Origin of the sequence: Dactylosporangium sp. NPDC005572, from assembly GCF_040605515.1 — a bacterium.
Lineage (GTDB): Bacteria > Actinomycetota > Actinomycetes > Mycobacteriales > Micromonosporaceae > Dactylosporangium.
On the sequence record NZ_JBEXCY010000025.1, the window covers coordinates 1 to 16,777 of the forward strand.

General features: G+C 70.9%; 15 protein-coding genes and 1 pseudogene. 7 read left to right on the forward strand and 9 right to left on the reverse strand.

Features of this window, described 5'->3' with window-relative positions; genetic code table 11:
- Positions 1 to 465: 465 nt before the first annotated feature.
- Both ABZS66_RS15345 and ABZS66_RS15350 read right to left on the reverse strand, forming a co-directional pair.
- Entirely contained in the window at positions 466 to 1,428 is a 963-nt protein-coding gene (locus ABZS66_RS15345; RefSeq protein WP_354757889.1) for a hypothetical protein, read from the reverse strand.
- Complete coding sequence (locus ABZS66_RS15350; RefSeq protein ID WP_354757891.1) at positions 1,425 to 1,781, reverse strand: PadR family transcriptional regulator; 357 nt, start codon at positions 1,779 to 1,781, stop codon at positions 1,425 to 1,427. Before ABZS66_RS15350 ends, ABZS66_RS15345 begins: the two co-directional genes overlap by 4 nt.
- Before the next feature lie 92 nt (positions 1,782 to 1,873).
- Here ABZS66_RS15350 and ABZS66_RS15355 point away from each other — a divergent pair, with 92 nt between their 5' ends.
- Positions 1,874 to 2,959 carry a hypothetical protein gene (locus tag ABZS66_RS15355; RefSeq protein ID WP_354757893.1) on the forward strand — a complete coding sequence of 362 codons (1,086 nt, stop codon included), beginning with the start codon at positions 1,874 to 1,876 and terminating at the stop codon, positions 2,957 to 2,959.
- A 50-nt stretch (positions 2,960 to 3,009) separates the two neighbouring features.
- Here ABZS66_RS15355 and ABZS66_RS15360 read toward each other — a convergent pair whose 3' ends face one another.
- On the reverse strand, positions 3,010 to 4,134 hold the full coding sequence (locus ABZS66_RS15360; protein WP_354757895.1) for an epoxide hydrolase family protein: 1,125 nt from the start codon (positions 4,132 to 4,134) through the stop codon (positions 3,010 to 3,012).
- Between the two features lie 104 nt (positions 4,135 to 4,238).
- On the opposite strand from ABZS66_RS15360, the gene ABZS66_RS15365 reads away from it, so the two are divergent.
- The 4 genes from ABZS66_RS15365 (at position 4,239) to ABZS66_RS15380 (ending at position 8,907) form a co-directional block, all read left to right on the forward strand.
- On the forward strand, positions 4,239 to 5,213 hold the full coding sequence (locus tag ABZS66_RS15365) for a YafY family protein (RefSeq protein ID WP_354757897.1): 975 nt from the start codon (positions 4,239 to 4,241) through the stop codon (positions 5,211 to 5,213).
- An 89-nt stretch (positions 5,214 to 5,302) separates the two neighbouring features.
- Positions 5,303 to 6,502 (forward strand): MFS transporter, encoded by a 1,200-nt coding sequence (locus ABZS66_RS15370; protein ID WP_354757899.1) that lies wholly within the window; start codon positions 5,303 to 5,305, stop codon positions 6,500 to 6,502.
- 300 nt (positions 6,503 to 6,802) lie between these two features.
- Positions 6,803 to 7,732, forward strand: a complete 930-nt coding sequence (locus ABZS66_RS15375; protein WP_354757901.1) for a hypothetical protein — start codon at positions 6,803 to 6,805, stop codon at positions 7,730 to 7,732.
- Positions 7,729 to 8,907, forward strand: coding sequence for an ankyrin repeat domain-containing protein (locus tag ABZS66_RS15380; RefSeq protein ID WP_354757903.1), 1,179 nt, complete (start codon positions 7,729 to 7,731; stop codon positions 8,905 to 8,907). The genes ABZS66_RS15375 and ABZS66_RS15380 overlap by 4 nt, the downstream gene beginning before the upstream one ends.
- 105 nt (positions 8,908 to 9,012) lie before the next feature.
- On the opposite strand, the gene ABZS66_RS15385 is transcribed toward ABZS66_RS15380, so the two are convergent.
- Together ABZS66_RS15385 and ABZS66_RS15390 are read right to left on the reverse strand one after the other, a co-directional pair.
- Complete coding sequence (locus ABZS66_RS15385) at positions 9,013 to 10,515, reverse strand: hypothetical protein (protein WP_354757904.1); 1,503 nt, start codon at positions 10,513 to 10,515, stop codon at positions 9,013 to 9,015.
- A 148-nt stretch (positions 10,516 to 10,663) separates the two neighbouring features.
- On the reverse strand, positions 10,664 to 11,188 hold the full coding sequence (locus tag ABZS66_RS15390; protein WP_354757906.1) for a hypothetical protein: 525 nt from the start codon (positions 11,186 to 11,188) through the stop codon (positions 10,664 to 10,666).
- Positions 11,189 to 11,345: 157 nt separating this feature from the next.
- On the opposite strand from ABZS66_RS15390, the gene fxlM reads away from it, so the two are divergent.
- Complete coding sequence (gene fxlM / locus ABZS66_RS15395) at positions 11,346 to 12,614, forward strand: methyltransferase, FxLD system (RefSeq protein ID WP_354757908.1); 1,269 nt, start codon at positions 11,346 to 11,348, stop codon at positions 12,612 to 12,614.
- A gap of 43 nt (positions 12,615 to 12,657) precedes the next feature.
- Here the strand turns inward: fxlM and ABZS66_RS15400 are convergent, their stop codons facing one another.
- From ABZS66_RS15400 to ABZS66_RS15415, 4 genes and pseudogenes are all read right to left on the reverse strand, one after another.
- Complete coding sequence (locus ABZS66_RS15400) at positions 12,658 to 13,887, reverse strand: acyltransferase (protein ID WP_354757910.1); 1,230 nt, start codon at positions 13,885 to 13,887, stop codon at positions 12,658 to 12,660.
- Between the two features lie 286 nt (positions 13,888 to 14,173).
- Positions 14,174 to 15,229: an NADPH:quinone reductase gene (locus ABZS66_RS15405; RefSeq protein ID WP_354757912.1), complete on the reverse strand. Its 1,056-nt coding sequence runs from the start codon at positions 15,227 to 15,229 to the stop codon at positions 14,174 to 14,176.
- A gap of 27 nt (positions 15,230 to 15,256) precedes the next feature.
- A pseudogene (locus ABZS66_RS15410) lies at positions 15,257 to 15,673 on the reverse strand (GPP34 family phosphoprotein); the annotation flags it as partial.
- A gap of 107 nt (positions 15,674 to 15,780) precedes the next feature.
- Positions 15,781 to 16,314, reverse strand: a complete 534-nt coding sequence (locus ABZS66_RS15415) for a M48 family metallopeptidase (RefSeq protein ID WP_354757914.1) — start codon at positions 16,312 to 16,314, stop codon at positions 15,781 to 15,783.
- A gap of 136 nt (positions 16,315 to 16,450) precedes the next feature.
- On the opposite strand from ABZS66_RS15415, the gene ABZS66_RS15420 reads away from it, so the two are divergent.
- The gene (locus tag ABZS66_RS15420; RefSeq protein WP_354757915.1) at positions 16,451 to 16,699 is read left to right on the forward strand and encodes a hypothetical protein; all 249 of its coding nucleotides are present in this window, start codon (positions 16,451 to 16,453) and stop codon (positions 16,697 to 16,699) included.
- The last annotated feature ends 78 nt before the right edge of the window (positions 16,700 to 16,777 follow it).

Below are 16,777 nucleotides of genomic sequence, written 5' to 3' on the forward strand. Positions count from 1 at the left end.
AGACCTTGTTGAGGAGACGCCGCAGCGGCGTGGCCGCCTGGAAGCGCTCGTCGAGCGCCTTGGCCGAGTTGGCCGGCAGGGCCCTGACATCGATCTTGTGTCGTATCACGGCCGCGCCCGGCGTGCTGATCCGATCGCCACCCCGTAGTCCGACATCGCCATGAAGGATTCCTCGTCGTTCACCATGACCGGCAACCGCGCCGACACTGAAACCTGCGACTCGTCTCAGCTCCTGGGGGCGGTGACTGGTCATGCTCACCGCGCAGGAGCTGCGGGGTGAGCGCCTTCCGTACGAGCCGCCGCTGCCCGCTCGCGGTAGGCCGAAACGACAGCCGATGGCGACCATGTGGGTGATCGTCGAACTGCCCGGCCGTTGCGGTCAGGCACACTGATCATCGCCCGTCCACGCGACGACAGCGACGTCGCCCGGATCCGCGCCTGGGACGGCTCAAGGCACCGTGGCTCTCATGTGACGTCCGGCCACGTGCGCCGGCGTTGCCGTACCCCCAGAATTATTGCGAAGACAAGCGCCGTCACGCCGGTGACGGCCACGGCCATCGCGATCAGGGACGGCATCGACGCCTGCGGGCTGCGGTTGTTGCCGGTCGCGAGCAGCGCCAGCTCGTTGACGAGCAGTAGCAGGAACGGGCCGAGCAGGATCAGCGCCGGCCACCACGCCCGCGGGTCGCGGCGGGCGGCGAGAGGGACCCCGGCACTCAGGACGGCCAACCCCAGAAGCCCGGCGGCGAGCGGCAGAAATCCGACCACAGGGTAGTAGTCGGCAGGGGTGTAGCTGGTCATGAACATCGTCGGCCAGGTGTACGCCGTGCTCGCCAGACCCGCGAGCGCCGGAGTGAAACGGGGACGCCGCGGTACCGCCAGCGCGACCACGCCCAGGGCGATCATGGGTAGCAGGAGCATGGCCGGCGGCCGGAAGAGATCGAGCACCGCCGACACCGGCGCGACCAGCACGGTCGCCGCCAGCGCCAGCGCGACCAACGCCCGGGCGCGGCCGGCGAGCGCGGCGACCGCTGCCGCTGCCCAGCATCCCCAGACGACGACACCCAGCGACGCGAACGGACCGAACCCGTACCCCGGCGACGGTGTGATCGAGTCGGTACCGTGGACGGTCACGCGGGTCGACTCGACGAACGCGAACCAGAACACCGCCATCACCGTGTTGAGCGCCAGTGCGATCGTCGCCGCGATCGGCAGCGCGGACGGCAGGCCGGTCGCGCCGGCAGCGCGCAGGTGCTGCCGCACACCGCCGCGCACCAGGTCGGCGACGTCGGCCGGACTGGGCCACCGTCGGCCCGGGGCGGCGAGGTCGAGGTACGTGTCGACGATCTCGTCGCCGCGTTCGGCCCGGTAGGCGGCGGGATAGGCGCGCAGCAGGGCACGGTAACGCCGCTCCAGCTCACCACTCACGCGAAACCTCCAGCGAGTTTGCCCGCGGCCCGCGCGTCGCGGACCCGCAATCGGGCGGTGGCCGCCTCCGCGTTGGCGCGCAGCCGTGCGGTCTCCGCGCGAAGGGTGGCGTCGCCGGCGTCGGTCAGCCGGTAGTATCGTCGCCGCCGACCGTCGACGATCTCTTCGGCGCCCGGCTCGACGAGACCGTCGTCGGTGAGCCGGTCCAGCGCACCGTAGAGCGTGCCCGGCCGCAGGCCGACACGGGCGCCGGACAGCGTGGACACCTCGGCGATGATCGCGTATCCGTGCAGCGGCCCGGCCGCGAGCGCGGTCAGGATCAGGAAGGTTGGCTCCCTGAGCGGCAGGTCCATGCCGTCCAATATATCGGCTACGAAGGTATCGTGTTGCCCGCGCACAGCGTGGGGATGACGGCCGCAGCGGGCGCTGCGAGATGATCCTCAGCATGGAGATCGTCCCGCGGTTGGTCACTGCGATGCTGTTGCCCAGCCAAATCCAGGGACCGCTCGTGCCGGGTCCGCCGGACCGGCGGTTGGTCATTGTCCGGACTGACACCGAGCTGACGGTGTACGACCTGGACCGTCCGACCACCGGCGACAACGCCCCGGTCGTGTCGTTCCCGGCGCCGTGGCCGCGTGATGCCGGCGGCGTTGACGCGGTGGCGCCCGGCCTCGACGTTGCGGTGTTCGCCGGGCTTCATGCAGCACGTGCGGTGGAGCCGGACGGCCTGACGCGTTGGGAGATTCCGCATGCCTGCTGGGCCTGTGGAGACTTCCACGAGTCGGCTGGCGACTACGCCGGCGATGCGGACCACCGCTACCCCGGTCACGGTTCCGTCGGTTTCGGCGTCGGAGCGCGGACGGTCTGGGCCCATGTGCGGGGGCCATTGGCCGGCGACGACGGCTCGAAGGCCATCGGCGGGTCCGGCGCTGAGGCCTGGTTGATGATCGATGTGTCAGACGGGACTGTGACGGGCCGAGCCGCCACCGCCACATATGCGGCAGGGTCGCATCACATCCCCCACCCCGATCCGGCTGTCATGGGCCTGTCGGTGGGAGAGGGGCAGGACGGCTCACCGGCATTGTGGGGACGCTGGCAGGATGGCGAACTCAGGATCGCTCGGCTGGCCGGCGACGACGAGGTGCTGGTCGCCGCCGGGCCTGCCGGTCGGACGTTCCTTACAGTCGGCCACAGCCGATGCCACGAATTGACCGTGCACGACACGGCCGATCACACGGTGGTCGGCACGCTGTTCGCCGACATGCTCCCGCCCACGGATGCGTCGGCGTGTTGGGACCTGCATCAGTACGGCCTCGTCGATGACCGCACTCTCGTGGCCAGCACGAGCTATTACGGGCACGGCGAGACGGGTATCCGGCACTGGTTGATCGACGTGGACGCGCTGGAGGTGCTCGGCCAGGTGCGGTACCCGATGGAGGTTTCCTCGGGCCCGCTGGGATGGGGTGACGGCACCTGGCTGACCACGGGACCTACTCCGAACGACCTGAGCGTCTGGCGGCTGCCCAGCTGACGACACCCTGCAGACGGGTCCACAGTCCCAGGTATGGCTTGGGACATCGATCACCGTAGCGGCCCGAAGAAGGCCCGCAGGTCCGCTGCGAGCTGGGCCGGGGCCTCCATCGCCGGGAAGTGCCTGCCGCGCTGGAACTCGGTCCAGTGCGCGTCGGCCGGTGCCGGGACCAGCTTGCGTACCGTCTCGTCGGCGCCGAAGACTGCGAAGCCCTGCGGTACGGCCGGCGGCGCGCCCCAGTCGGACGAGTGCGCCTGCTCGTACAGGGTGTGCGCGGCGGTGGCGCCGGAGCCGGTGAACCAGTACAGGCTCACCGTGGTGAGGAGCTGGTCGCGGTCGACCGGCAGGTCGGTCCATTCGTGGACCTTCTCGGCGATCCAGGCGAGTTGCAGCAGCGGTGAGTCGACCAGGCCGTAGCCGATGGTCTGCGGCCGGCTGTTCTGGATCGCCAGGTAGCCGGAACCATCCGTCGTGAACGCGTCCATCCGGTCCAGGATCAGCTTGTCGACCGGGTCGTTCTCGTTGAGCCGGTCGGCCATCCCGGGCAGGAACGTGGCCACGTTCGCGGCGGTCAGCGGATCGGTCACCACGTGAACGCCGATCACATGCTCGCCGTCGAGGCCGGCGACCGTGCCGGACACGCCCGCGCCGATGTCGCCGCCGTGCACGCCGTAGCGCTCGTAGCCGAGCCGGCGCATCAGCTCGACCCAGGCGCGTGCGGTGCGACCCATCGCCCAGCCGGTCGCGCTCAGCGGGGTCGAGAAGGCGTACCCGGGCAGGGACGGCGCAACGACGTGGAAGGCCTGGCCCGAGGCCGGGTCGACCAGCGGTTCGATCAGGTGCAGGAACTCGGCGACGGAGCTCGGGAAGCCGTGCGTGATCAGCAGCGGCTTCGCGTCGGCGTGGCTGGATCTGACGTGCAGGAAGTGGATGCGCTGGCCGTCGATCTCGGTCATGAATTGTGGGTACCGGTTGAGCCGCGCCTCCTGGGCACGCCAGTCGTACTGCATGCGCCAGTACTCGGCGAGCTCCGCCAGGTAGTCCAGCGGTATGCCGCGGGTCCACCCCACGCCGGGCAGCTCGCTGGGCCAGCGGGCGTTGGCGAGACGGTCGTGCAGGTAGTCGAGGTCGGACTGGGGGATCTCGATGCGGAAGGGCTGAATGCCGTTGCTCATCGTGCTTCTCCTTGTCGGCGGGGCCGGTACGGACGGGCGCACGCGGAGAAGGCTAGAGACAATATAGGAAGATATCGTTCCTAGTTTGCCCGCAGGATTGGAGAATGTTGGAGACCTCGGCTCGGCTGCTGCGCCTGCTGTCCCTGTTGCAGGCCCGGCGCGACTGGACCAGCACCGAGCTCGCCACCCGACTCGGCGTCACCACCCGTACCATCCGCAACGACATCGACCGGTTGCGCGGGCTCGGCTATCCGGTCGACGCGCGGCCGGGTGTCGCCGGCGGGTACCGCCTCGGCCAGGGCGGCGCCCTGCCGCCGCTGCTCCTCGACGACGAGGAGGCGGTGGCGGTCGCGGTCGGACTCCGTACCGCTGCGAGCGGCTCGATCGCGGGGATCGAGGAGACCTCGGTCCGTGCACTGGCGAAGCTGCAACAGGTGCTGCCCTCGCGGCTACGCCACCGGATCAGCGCCTTCCAGTCGTACACGCTGCCGACGCCATCACCCGGCCCGCAGGTCGATCCGGATGCGCTGACCGCGATCGCGAGCGCCTGCCGGGACCACGAGCTGCTCCGGTTCGACTACCAGGCGCACTCCGGGGCGGCCACTCGGCGCACCGTGGAGCCGTACCGCCTGGTGAACGACCGGCGCCGCTGGTACCTGGTGGCCTGGGACGTGGACCGGGACGCCTGGCGTACCTTCCGGGTCGACCGGATCGAGCCGCGGACGCCGACGGGGCCGCGTTTCACGCCCCGCGCCCTACCGCCCGACCGGGAGATCGCGACGCAGCTGGCACGCAGGGTCGACGAGGCGACCTGGCGGTACCGGGCGCGGGTGGTCGTGCACGCACCCGCGCAATACGTGCAGGGTCGGCTGCCGATCCCCGTGGAGATCCAGCCCCTGAGCAACGACCGGTGCTCCTTCGAGCCGGGCTCGGACCATCCGGAGATGCTCGCCCTTTATCTGGGCATGCTGGATGCGGACTTCACGATCATAGACTCCCCGGAGCTCGTGGACGCGCTGCGCAAACTGTCGGAGCGGTATCAGCGCGCCATCGACTCCAGTCAACAGGCGTCCGCCTAGCTCCGCCGGCAGGGGTTGTCCGATTTATCGGCTGCCGATCGTCGTCAAGGTGGGCCCGTCCGGGTCCGTACCGGAGGCGGGGGACCTGCATGACCATCAACGAGCAGCTCACGGCCGATCAACCAGCTGTGCGGGCGGCTTCAGGGCGGTGGCCCGTGATCGCCGTGTTCTTCCTCAACGGGCTCACGCTGTCGACGTACATCGTCCGGGCACCGTCAGTCAAGGACACCTTCCATCTCACTGACGGGTGGTTCGGGTTCACCGGACTGCTGTTCGCGCTGGCCGCGCTGGCCTGCATGCAGGTCGTCGGGCCGCTGACGGCCCGGGTGGGGGCCCGGGCGGTGCTGCGCGTGACGCTTGCGGTCATGCCGCTGCTGCTGGCCGGCATCGCCGTCGCGCCCGGCCCGTGGTCGTTGACCGCATTGACAACTGTGCTCGGCGCGGTCCACGGCACCACCGACGCGGCGATGAACACCAGCGCGGTGGCCGTCGAGCGCCGGGCCGGCCGACCGCTACTCAACAGTTGCCACGCGGCCTGGAGCGTCAGCGCGGTCGTCGCCTCGCTGTCCACCGCCGCCCTGGCCCACGCCGGAGTCTCGCTCGACGCCCACCTCATCACCGCCGGCGCCCTCCTGCTCGCCGCCGGCTTGGTGCTGGGTCCCAGGCTGCCGGGAGCCGCAGGCACCGAGGACGAGACCAGCGACGCGGCCGGCCAGGACGACCCGGCGGGCGGGACGGGCCTGCGGACCGGCTGGAGTCGCGCCCTGCTCGTGCTGGGCCTGACCGCCACGGTACTCATGATCTGCGAGGGTGGGGCACTCGGCTGGGGCGGCATCTTCCTGCACGAGGAGCGGCACGCCACCCTCGCCCTGGCCGCGGCCGCGATCACCGCCTATACCGGCGGCCAGACGCTGGGCCGGCTCGTCGGCGACCGGCTCACCAGCCACTGGGGCGGCAACACGCTGTTCCGCCTGGGCGCAATGATCGCGGCCGGCGGCTTCGCGGCCGCTGTGCTGACGCCGCACCCCGCCGCGGCGGTGGCCGGCTTCGCCCTGGCCGGGCTGGGCTCGTCGGTGCTGATACCGCTGAGCTTCAGCGCCGTCGGCCGACTGCCGGGCGCGCCCACAGCGACGCTGGTGTCGCGGTTGAGCACTTTCACCTATACCGGCATCCTGCTCGGCCCAGGCCTCATCGGCTGGGGCGCCGATCAGTTCGGCCTCACCACAACGATGACCGCACTGGTACCGCTGCTGCTCCTCGTCGCTCTGGTACCCCGCCCACCAGCGTGAGTACCGAGGTCTTCGCCGGGATGCCTGACACGGCGTGCGGTACTTGCCCTGGCGGGAACGAGCTGGCATCATCCCGGCCATGATCGAAAGAATCGAGTCCTCCGTCCGCCGGTGAGCGTGACGACCGAGCCTGGATCGCTCGGACCCCGGACCACCCTGTTCGACCACGCTCTACGCCTGCATCAGCAAGATCCGGACTCGCCCCTGCCGCGTGACGGCGAACCGTATCCGGACGACGAACCACACCGCCGGCGGCAACGACCGCAGGCTCCGGAAGATCGGCGGCTCCACGGCGTCGACGTGGCCGCCATTCTCGACGTGCACTTCGGCCGGGCCGACGCGCCACCGAGCGAACTTGCCGACGCGTTCCACGACGTCGATGTCCCGATCCACCACAACGAACACATCGCCGCCGCAGCGCTGCGCGCGGACCGGCAGCGGGTTCAGCGGACCGGCCGGTGGCTGGTGCGGCACAGCACTGATCAATGCTCTGCCACCGTCGGGCTGGCACTGCTCGCCGCGGGTTGGGCGGAGGAGGACATCCCGCTGATCCAGACCATCGGCCTGCTGTCGAACCGGTTCGGGCCGTTGGCCGCCGAGGCGCTGCGACGTCGCCGGGCAGGCGAACAGGCGTTGCTGTGGCTGGCCCAGCGGGTTGCCGGCTGGGGGCGGGTCTACGTCATCGAGGCGCTCTGCCGACACGGCGTCTACAGCTCCCGTCAATGGCTGCTGCGCCACGCCTGCGACGGCGACTTCCTCAACGGGTACTTCGCCGGCCAGGTCGCCACCGCGGCCCACCTGCACGAAGCGATCGTCGGGACCGAGGTCGACGATGACCTGGTCGATCACACCGGCCGGCTACTGAAGATCATGGCTGGCTGCCGTGGCGTGGGCATGACCCTCGAGCACTATCCGCCGGCGCCCATCGCCCTCGCCGCACATGCCGCGCACCTCGGCAGGCAAACCCCGACCGTGAACAGGTACGTCGATGCGGCGGTCATCGCCGACCATCTGGCGGACAAGAGTCCGGAACGATCCGGATGCACCACCGAACAACGGGACCACATCGTGCAGCAGTACCTCTCGGTGCTCGACCTGCAGGACTGGTGCGACACGGTCCGTGCCGGCCTCGACCGCAACAGCGAGTTCTTCGCCTGGTTCGCCGGCAACGTGGCAGCACGGCTGCACTTGCGAGCGTTCACTGACCCGATGGGTGGTGATGACCGATGAATCACGCTGCCGATCAGCGCCTGGTCGAGGCGGTGCGGGCCGGTGACGAGGCGGCCGTCGGGCGGGCGCTGGCCGATGGGGCGGACCCGGACGCGACGGTCGGCCGGTTCCGCGGGTCGGTGCTGGCCGAGGCTGCGCGCAGCGGCCGGTCGGGCATCGCACGGCTGCTGTTGGACCGCGGCGCCCGGGTTGGCCCCGCCGATCCTCATGCCGCGTCGCCGCTGCGTGCTGCCGTGATCGGGGCGCACCCGGACGTAGTGCAGTCCCTCATCGCTAGGGGAGCGCTGGCGGCGGAGCCCGCCACCAGGTCCAGCGTGCTGACCGAGGCCGTGTCCTATGCCGCGTTTCGCCCGTCGCCGGCGGTTCTTGCGACGCTGCGGGTTCTCCTGGAAGCGGAGGCGGCCGTGGGTCCGACCGAGGAGGCACCGCTCATCACCGCGGTCATGGGATCGGTCGCCCCGGCGGCGCTGCGCCTGCTCATTGCGTACGGCGCGGACGCCAACCAGCAGCGTTCCGACGCGACACCGGCGATCGTCGTGGCCGCCCGGCGCGGCGATCACGCCGCGGTGGACGTGCTCCTGCAGGCCGGCGCCGACGCGGACGCCTGTGACGGGCGAGGGCGTACGGCGTTGATGCACGCGGTCGAACGCAACCAAAAGCGTGTCATCGCAGCCCTCCTGCTGGCCGGTGCCGCCATCGACACCGTCAGCGCCGACGGCATGACCGCGCTGCAGCTTGCCCGCGGCTGGCAGCGCCAGAACGTCCAGTTCATGCTGGGTGAACACCACGTCGGCCTGGACGACGTGCCGATCACTCGCACCGTCGTGCGGATTGTCCCGACCGGCATCCGGCTCGCGAGCGATCCGCGGCTGCTTCACCTGCTGGCGAGCGTCATCGACATCGCTCTGGACGATCTCGGCGACGACGAGTGGGAGACCCGGACGGGCACGGACGCCGGCACGGCGCGGACCGTTGCCGTGCGGCTGCGCAACGAGATCGTCCCAGCGACCAACGCATCCTGGTATCAACTGGACGCCACCGCAGGCGAACTCGCTGCCGCGCGCTCGGCTCTGGTCGAGCTCGCCTACGGCACGACGCGCATCATGCCCGCCGGTACCGACAGACTGGAGATCATCGACGTGCTCGAAGAGCTGGAGCGGCAACTCGGCCGCTGAGCCGAGTCAAGGTCACACCCGCAGCGGTGCACCTTCGTGCTTGCTCGGGGTGAGGTCGATACGATCGACCTCACCCACGGCTTCGGCCGCCCGAGCGGGACCGCATCACCGGCGCGCCTGGAGCGCCGGCCAGGGGAACGCCGCGGCCAGCGCGGTCAGGTTCTCCGCGTAGGTGCGCTCCGTGTCCGGGCCGGCCCCTCCGGCGTCGGTGGCATACAGGCAGTCGCCGTCGACCCACCAGGTCCGGGGCAGGCGCAGGTCGTTCATCGCGGTGCGCGCCGGCGACTCGGCGACGAGGCGGGCGATCTCCGGATCGGCCGCGTGCTGCTCAGGCGGGCCGTCGGCGGCGGGGGACCCGAAGAACGCATCGAGCGTGGCGCTCAGCTTGTCGTGCTGCCTGAAGTACGCCGAGGCCAGGAACGGCAGCGTGATCGGCAGCCGCACCACCCACACCGTCTGCACCGGGTCGGTGATGCGCGGCGCGCGCCGCCAGCGGTCGAACACCATCACCGGCAGCCCGTTGGCGGTGCCGTGCACCGCGTCGGCCCCGGTCGTCGTGGGCGCGTCGGCGGGGACGCCGAGCAGCCGGCCCGCCGTGCGCGGACCGGCGACGGGAACGGCGATCTCCGAGGTGTACTGCCACGCCGCCTTCGCGGCCAGCCGCTTGCGCCCGGCGGTCGGCCGTCGGGCGGGCAGCCGGACGTAGACCGCCTGCCACACGGCCAGGATCGCGCCCTCGACGGCGAGGACCGCGACCGCCACAACGGCCCAGTTGTACTCGTCGAGGATTTTGATGGCGACCGACAGCACGACGATCCCGGCGACCACCAGGAACGCGTAGCCGACCTTCACCAGCCGGTCGTCGACGGCGAGCCCCAGGGCGATCGCCAGGAGGGCGTAGACCGTCGGGGCGATGATCGCGGCGACGGGCCCCGGCAGGCCGGCCTTCCACAGGCCGAAGCCCAGTGCCAGCGAGGCGAACACCCCGATCACGACCGAGATCACCGCCAGGGGACGGTCGTCGAGCGCGGTCTCTTTCTCCGGCCGCGACCGCTGGTCCGCGAAGGCGCCGACGCGGACCGGGCGGTGGTGCGCCGCCAGCCGTTGGCGCAGCTCGGTGAAGAGCGGGTCCGGGTCCTCCTTGCCGTGGCCCTCGACGGTGACGCTGCGGCCGTCGAACAGCACCACGTCGGCCGAGGACTCCTTGGCGCCGCGGGTGGTCACGTACAGCGTGTCGATGTCGGCCCAGCCGGCGCCGCTCGGGCGGCCCCGCCCGGCCCAGACGATGCCGCCGGCGTAGGCGTAGAGTGACGCGGAGCCCTTGAACAGCATGTAGAAGGTCAGCACCGTGACGCCGATGGCCGCCAGGACGGCCAGCACGGCCACCAGGGCCAGTGCCTTCACGTGGAAGCTCTCGGGGAGCGCGTTGATGAGCGCGGCGACCCCGAACAGGCCGCCGGCCAGGATCGCGCCCGTGGCCAGGGTCGCGATCGCGCCGCCGCCCTTCCGGCCGGCCGCCAGCGGGCCCAGCCGCAGGTTGGTCGCGAGCTCCGCGACCTTCGACGGCGGCGTGACGACCTCTGCTGGCGGCTGCGACGGTACCGTCATGATTCCCCCGAACAGTTCGATCCGAGTTGATGGACGGGCCGATGGTAGGGCATGCGCGGTCGCTTGCTCCTGGTAGCCCCGCCCTTACCAACCGCCGCCGTCCGCTCCGGCCGACCGGCTCACGGAGGGCGCGCCGCCAGCTCAACGATCAGCACTTTTGGAGCGCCCCGTGCAGCAGCTCGGCGGTCACCGCATCGACGAAGAACACCATGTCGCACTCAAGATTCATCGCGGCCGCCCGGAACTGCGGATCGAGGTGCAACGGACCATGAACCGTCGGCCGTGTCCCCTCGTACGTGACGACCCACTCAAGGTTGTCCGTGAATTCCTGCTGCTTCAGCGACTCGTCGTGGCCCTTGTGCTGCGTGGAGATCAGCAGCAGTTCGACCTGCGGCGTGCCGGGGGTCAGGTCGGGGCCGAAGCCTGCATTCCGCGTACGGTCAACCGCGGCCCCGGCGTCGACAGCTGCGCGCGCCTTCAGGGCGTCGGGTGCAGGCCTGCCCACCAGACCAAGCGTCGGGTACTCCTTGAAACCGTCGTTGGCGGCGCGTCTGAAATCAGCGTCACGCCCGCCGGGAGAAGGCGTTGAAACCGGCACGACGCCGATGGCCACCGCCGCGACAGCCAGGACACCGACATTGACGCCAAGTCCAAACTTGCGCGATCGTCTCATCTGCCCTCCTCCTTCACGTGATCGTACGGTGTCGATAGGTCTTCTCCCGGGACCTGACGCTACTTGCGTCACAACCACGCAACTCGTCGTCCGACCGCGGGCCAGTTGAGCAGCCGGGCGGCACGAGCTGGCAGCAGCGCTCAGGAAGGTGCCCACCGTGACGACCCAGATCCGCCCCAACGACCCCGGCGAACCCGCCGCCCGGACCGCCGGGTCGGCGGCGGAGCAGCTGCGCCACGAACTCGTCGACCGGCTCATCCGCAACGGCACCGCTCGCAGTGGCCGGGTCATCGCCGCACTGCGCGGCGTGCCACGCGAACGGTTCCTGCCCGGCGTGCCCGTGCAACGCGCCTACGCCGACGACGCCATCCCCACCAAACACGACACCGCCGGTACGACGATCAGCGCCGCCAGCCAGCCCAGCATCGTCGCCACCATGCTCGAACAACTCGACCTGCACCCCGGCCACAACGTCTTCGAAGCCGGCGCCGGCACCGGCTACAACGCCGCCCTCATCGCCGCCGTCGTCGGCGAACACGGCCACGTCACCACCCTCGACGTCGACATGGACATCGTCACCGTCGCCCGCACCCACCTCGCTGAAGCCGGCGTCAGCAACACTGACGTCGTCCTCGCCGACGCAGCGCTCGGCCACACCCCTTACGCCCCATACGACCGAGCCGTCGCCACCGTCGGCGCCTACGAGATCCCCGACGCCTGGCTCCACCAACTCGTCCCCGGTGGCCGGCTCCTCGTCCCGCTGCGCCTGCGCGGCACCACCACCCGCTGCATCGCCTTCGAACGCGGCCCCGACGGGTGGCACGCCGTCAACAGCGAACCCGCCGCCTTCATGCCCCTGCGCGGCATCGGCGCCGACGCCTACCAGCTCGTCCACCTCACCGACGACCACGCCGTCCAGCTGCACGTCCACCAGGACCAGACCGTAGACCCGGCCGCGCTCGCCGGCGTGTTCGACACCGCACGACACGAGCAGTGGACCGGCGTGCTGATCCAGGGCGAGGTGCCAACCGCCTGGATGGACCTGTGGCTGGCCTGCACCCTCGGCAACGCGCTCATGCGCATGAACGTCGCACGGGCCGCCGCCCATCGCGGCACCGTCACACCCTCGTTCGCATGGGGATCCATGGCCACCGTCCGCGGCGCCGACCTCGCCTACCTCACCACCCGGCCCGCGTCGACCGCCCCGGACGGCATCAAACTCTACGAAGTAGGCGTCATCAGCCACGGCCCCACCAGCGACACCCTCGCCGACGAAACCGCCGACCAGATCCGCCACTGGAACACACACTTCCGCACCAGGACCGTCGCCTTCACCATGCCCGCTGTCCTGCCCGCAGCCGATCCAGCCGCCGGCCGGTTCGTCCTGCCCCGCGAACACAACCCAATCGTCGTGGCCTGGACCTGACCACGGATCGCCAGCCGGTACCCCTCGTGGCCCGTGGCCAACCTCAACGAACTGCGCTGGGCGACCTTGATGTCCGGCTCAGTTGGATCGGCACGCTCAGTACCGGCTGACCCTGCAGCACGGGCCGGGACGAGACAGGTCGGCGCGAGCCGCGCACTGCACGGTGTCTGGCCGCCCGGTGCCTGGCGGGGGGTGTTCGCGTGTCGCTTCGCAACCTCAGGTCGGCGCGGAGCAGGCGGGCGGCCGGCAGTTCGACGCCGTGGTGGACGAGCATCGCGGCGACGAAGCTTGCGGCGAACAGCAGGCTGGTGACGAGCAGCGCGACCGGGAGCGGTGCGTGCTGCGGGAGCAGGCCGAGCCGGTCAGCCCCGATGATCACCAGTAGGTGGACGAGATAGAACGCGAAGGACAGATTGCCGAGGTACAGCATGCCGGGTCGGGACCAGAAGGTTCGGGCGCCGCTGAGGTCGGCTCGGGCCGCGGCTGCCACAACCATGGCGACGGGTATGAGGGTCAGCGCATGTTGGTTGACCGGGAACGGCACGAGGAGGCCGGCCCCGGTGGCCACCCCCAGTATCGGCAGCGCCCACCGTAGTCCCGGCCCGCGCCATGCGTCGGCACGGACCAGCAGGGCCACGACAATCCCGAGGATGAACTCAGCCAGCCGTACGGGAGGAAAGATGTACGCGAGCCACATCGCGGTCGTGTGATCCAGATGGACGAGGATCACGGCCGCTGCAACGACGATTTCGACCATCATCACGGCCATCGACCACAGCACGATCGGCTTCACCGGTCGCAGCAATGACAGCAGGAGCGGAAAGCACAGGTAGAAGAACACCTCGACGGCCAGTGACCAGGTCACCGGGTTGAGCGCGGCGAAGATGTCTGCCCTGGATGTCCAGCTCTGGCTCAGCGTCAGGTGAGTGACGATTTGCGTCGTACTGACACCACCGACGACAGCAATTGCCGCCAGCGTCGTGACGAATGTCGCGGGGTAGATTTTGACGAAACGCCGCCACCAGAAGGTCCGAGCCCGGTCCCCGGGCCTTGCCGACCAGGTCAGGACGAAGCCCGACAGTACGAAGAAGAACGAGACGCCTACGGCGCCGCCGTTGACGAGGGCGGCCCAGATGAACGACCTGATGGGCTTGGACGCATCCAGGCGCTGGTTGAAAAACTGTTCCAGTATGTGCTGCCCGAACACTGCTACAGCAGCCGCCCACCGCAAGCCCGTGAGTGTCAGTAGCCGACCATCCCGCTTCACCATCATTGTTTAGCCAACTACGCCGACCGGTGGGATCGCCCCCGGTAAAACTCACCCACGGTCGGCCGAAGAGTGAAACCAGCGCCCGGGCCGGCTCATCTCCCGGGATTACGGCGCAAGCTCCCGCCCAACCATCGCCTTCGGCCTTTCGGCGGGTGCTGAGCCGTGATCTGCCGAGGCGGTCGACTCACGGTCATTGGCAGGCAGCTGCGTCGGGGAGGTGCACCCGGCCTGGAGCGGATCGATACGTCGACATCCCCGAGCTGGAAGGCCCGGGCGGCTCGGAGGGTGGTCAGCCGGTGGTGGACTGATCGACCCGGATCAGTACCTTGCCGACCGTGCCCGCCTCGACGGCGGCGTGGGCGGCGGCCGTCTCCGCCAGCGGGAACACGTGCAGCGGCACGCCCGCGTCCGCGCCGAAGCGCAGGCCTCCGTCGGCCAGGGCCGCGGTGACGGCGGCGGCGCCGTGGGCGAGAGCGTCGCGGCCCGCCGTGTACAACAGCACGAACTGGTAGCGGACGTTGAGCACCATGTGCCGGCGCACGTCGACCGCGAGCGGGCCGCCGCTGCCGTCGTCGGCGTACACGGCGATCGTGCCGCCCGGGCGCAGCACCGACAGGTTCAGCTCGGCGTTGTGCGTGGCGGCCACCTCCACGATCACGTCGACCCCGCCGCCGAACGCGTCGCGGATCTGGGCAGCCGCGTCGGGCTCCCGGTAGTTCACCACCCGGCCCGCCCCGGCAGCACGGGCCAGCGCGGCCTTCTCCGGCCCGCTGACAGTCGCGACCACCGACGCGCCGGCCCACGTGGCAAGCTGGATCGCTGCGTTGCCGACGGCTCCGGCCCCGCCGGCGACAAGCACGCTGACACCGTCGAGCGCGCCGGGAGCGAGCCGCGCCGGCGCACTGTCGTGGACGGTGAGCGCCCGGTGCGCGGTCATCGCGGGCACGCCGACGCAGGCGCCGGCCTCGAACCCGGCGCCGTCGGGCAGGGGCGCCACCCGGTCGGCGGGCACCACCGTGTACTGCTGCGCCGTGCCGCTGCCCGGCCGCTGATACGCCGCCAGCATCAGCCACACCCGGTCTCCGACCGCGAACCCGCCCACCCCGGCGCCGACCGCGTCGACGATGCCGGACCCGTCCTGGTTGGGCACGGCACCCTCGGCGGGGATGTCCGACGTGGCCGTGGCCCCGGTGCGCTGCTTCCAGTCGGTGGGGTTCACCCCGGAGATCACCACCCGCACCCGGATCTCCCCGGGGCCTGGCTCGGCGATCACCCGGTCGACCTCACGCAGCACCGACGCGTCACCGAACTCCGTGTACACGATCGCCCTGTTGGCCTGGCTCATTCCGCAACCCTACGACGGCGACCGCGGTCACGGATTCGATGTGCGGGAGCCCATCCCGGTGACGATGCGGACCGCCCGCGCGATGGTGTTCCGGGTGCCGAAGTGGCCGAGCTGCCACCGGGCCAGCACGGCGCGCCGGCCCAGGACCTGGCCGGACAATTCCGTGGCCCACAGCATCATGCCCAGCGCGACGTCGGAGCCGTCGAGGTCGCCCGCCGCAAGGGCGGCCAGAATCCGGGCCCGGACGGCGTTCGCGGAGCCGGGGTCGGCCAGGCCGTTGTACGCGTGTCTGTCCGAGCGGGCGTCGTACCGGCCGCGCAGCCGCGCCCGGGCGGCCACCGTGTCGGTGACGGCGTCGCCGAGGTGCAGCAGCCACTCGTGGGCGGTGCGCGGCCGGCCGCCGGCGACCGTGTCGAGCACGGAGTCGAGGAACTCGTCGTCTGTGGGGCCGCCGGTGGCGGCGAGCTAGTTGGCGTGACGCCGGTCGGCCCGGCGGGTCGCGGGGCCGAGCCGGCGGATCAGTGCCGCGCCGTCGCGGTTGGCGAGCGCGTTCACGGCGTCGCGGAGTTCGCCCCAGCTGTACAGCCGGTCGAGTAGTGGCCGAGTTCGTGGGCCAGCAGGGCGCGCACCCGCGAGACCGGCCAGACCAACAGCAGCGGAGCCCCGACGTACAGGTGCCGTCGGCCGCCGCGCAGACCGAGCAGGCCGGTGTCCTCCCACACGGACGCGTTGACGCGCGCGACCAGCCGGATCTCGTCGGGCGGGCGGGTGCCGACCGCGGCGGCGAGCTCACGGACCTGCCGCCACAGCTCCGGCGCCGCCGCCTCGTCCACCGCGACGCCTTCGTCGGGCGGGTCCGGCCGCGCGCGCAGCAGCTGCCAGACCGGGACCGCCACACTCACCCCGGCCGTGACCGCGAGGAGGCTCAGGAACTCAGGTACACCCGAACCCGGAACCCTCATCCACGACCGCACCGCCAGCCAGCCGAGCCCGATGGGCAGCGCCGCCGCGAGCACCCAGAACCCGGCCGACATCGCGACCGCTGCCAACGCCCGCAGCCTCGCCGTGCGACCTCCCCCGTCCACCGGCCCAGGGTGACACCGGCTCGCAACGGCTCAGAGGTGTACGTCCAGCGGCGCGCCGCCGCGAAACCGGTTGCTGCTGGAAACCGGCTGAGCAAGGCTTGGATGTGAGCCCTGATGCCGGCAGGGGGTGGTCGCGGTGGAGTTCACCGTCTTCTTGATCGTCCTGCTGGCGGTGGCGATCTTGTCGTCCGGCAGCGCCTGGATCGCCCGGCGCCGCAGCCGGGAGCCGCTCGGGTCGCCGCCGGACTCGCTGCAGGGCGAGCGGGTCGAGGCCGTGCTGACCGAGTGGCTGCTCGCCGGCTACCTGTCGGCCGAACAGTACCGGCGAGACATGGCCATCCTTGCCGCGCGGGAAGCACACGACCATCCGCCGCTGGACCGGTGACCGCCTGCCTGTCCACATCGGACGATGCCCCGGGATCGCCGTAGCCCGTCCGATCCGGGTCGTGCCCGCCTAGACTTG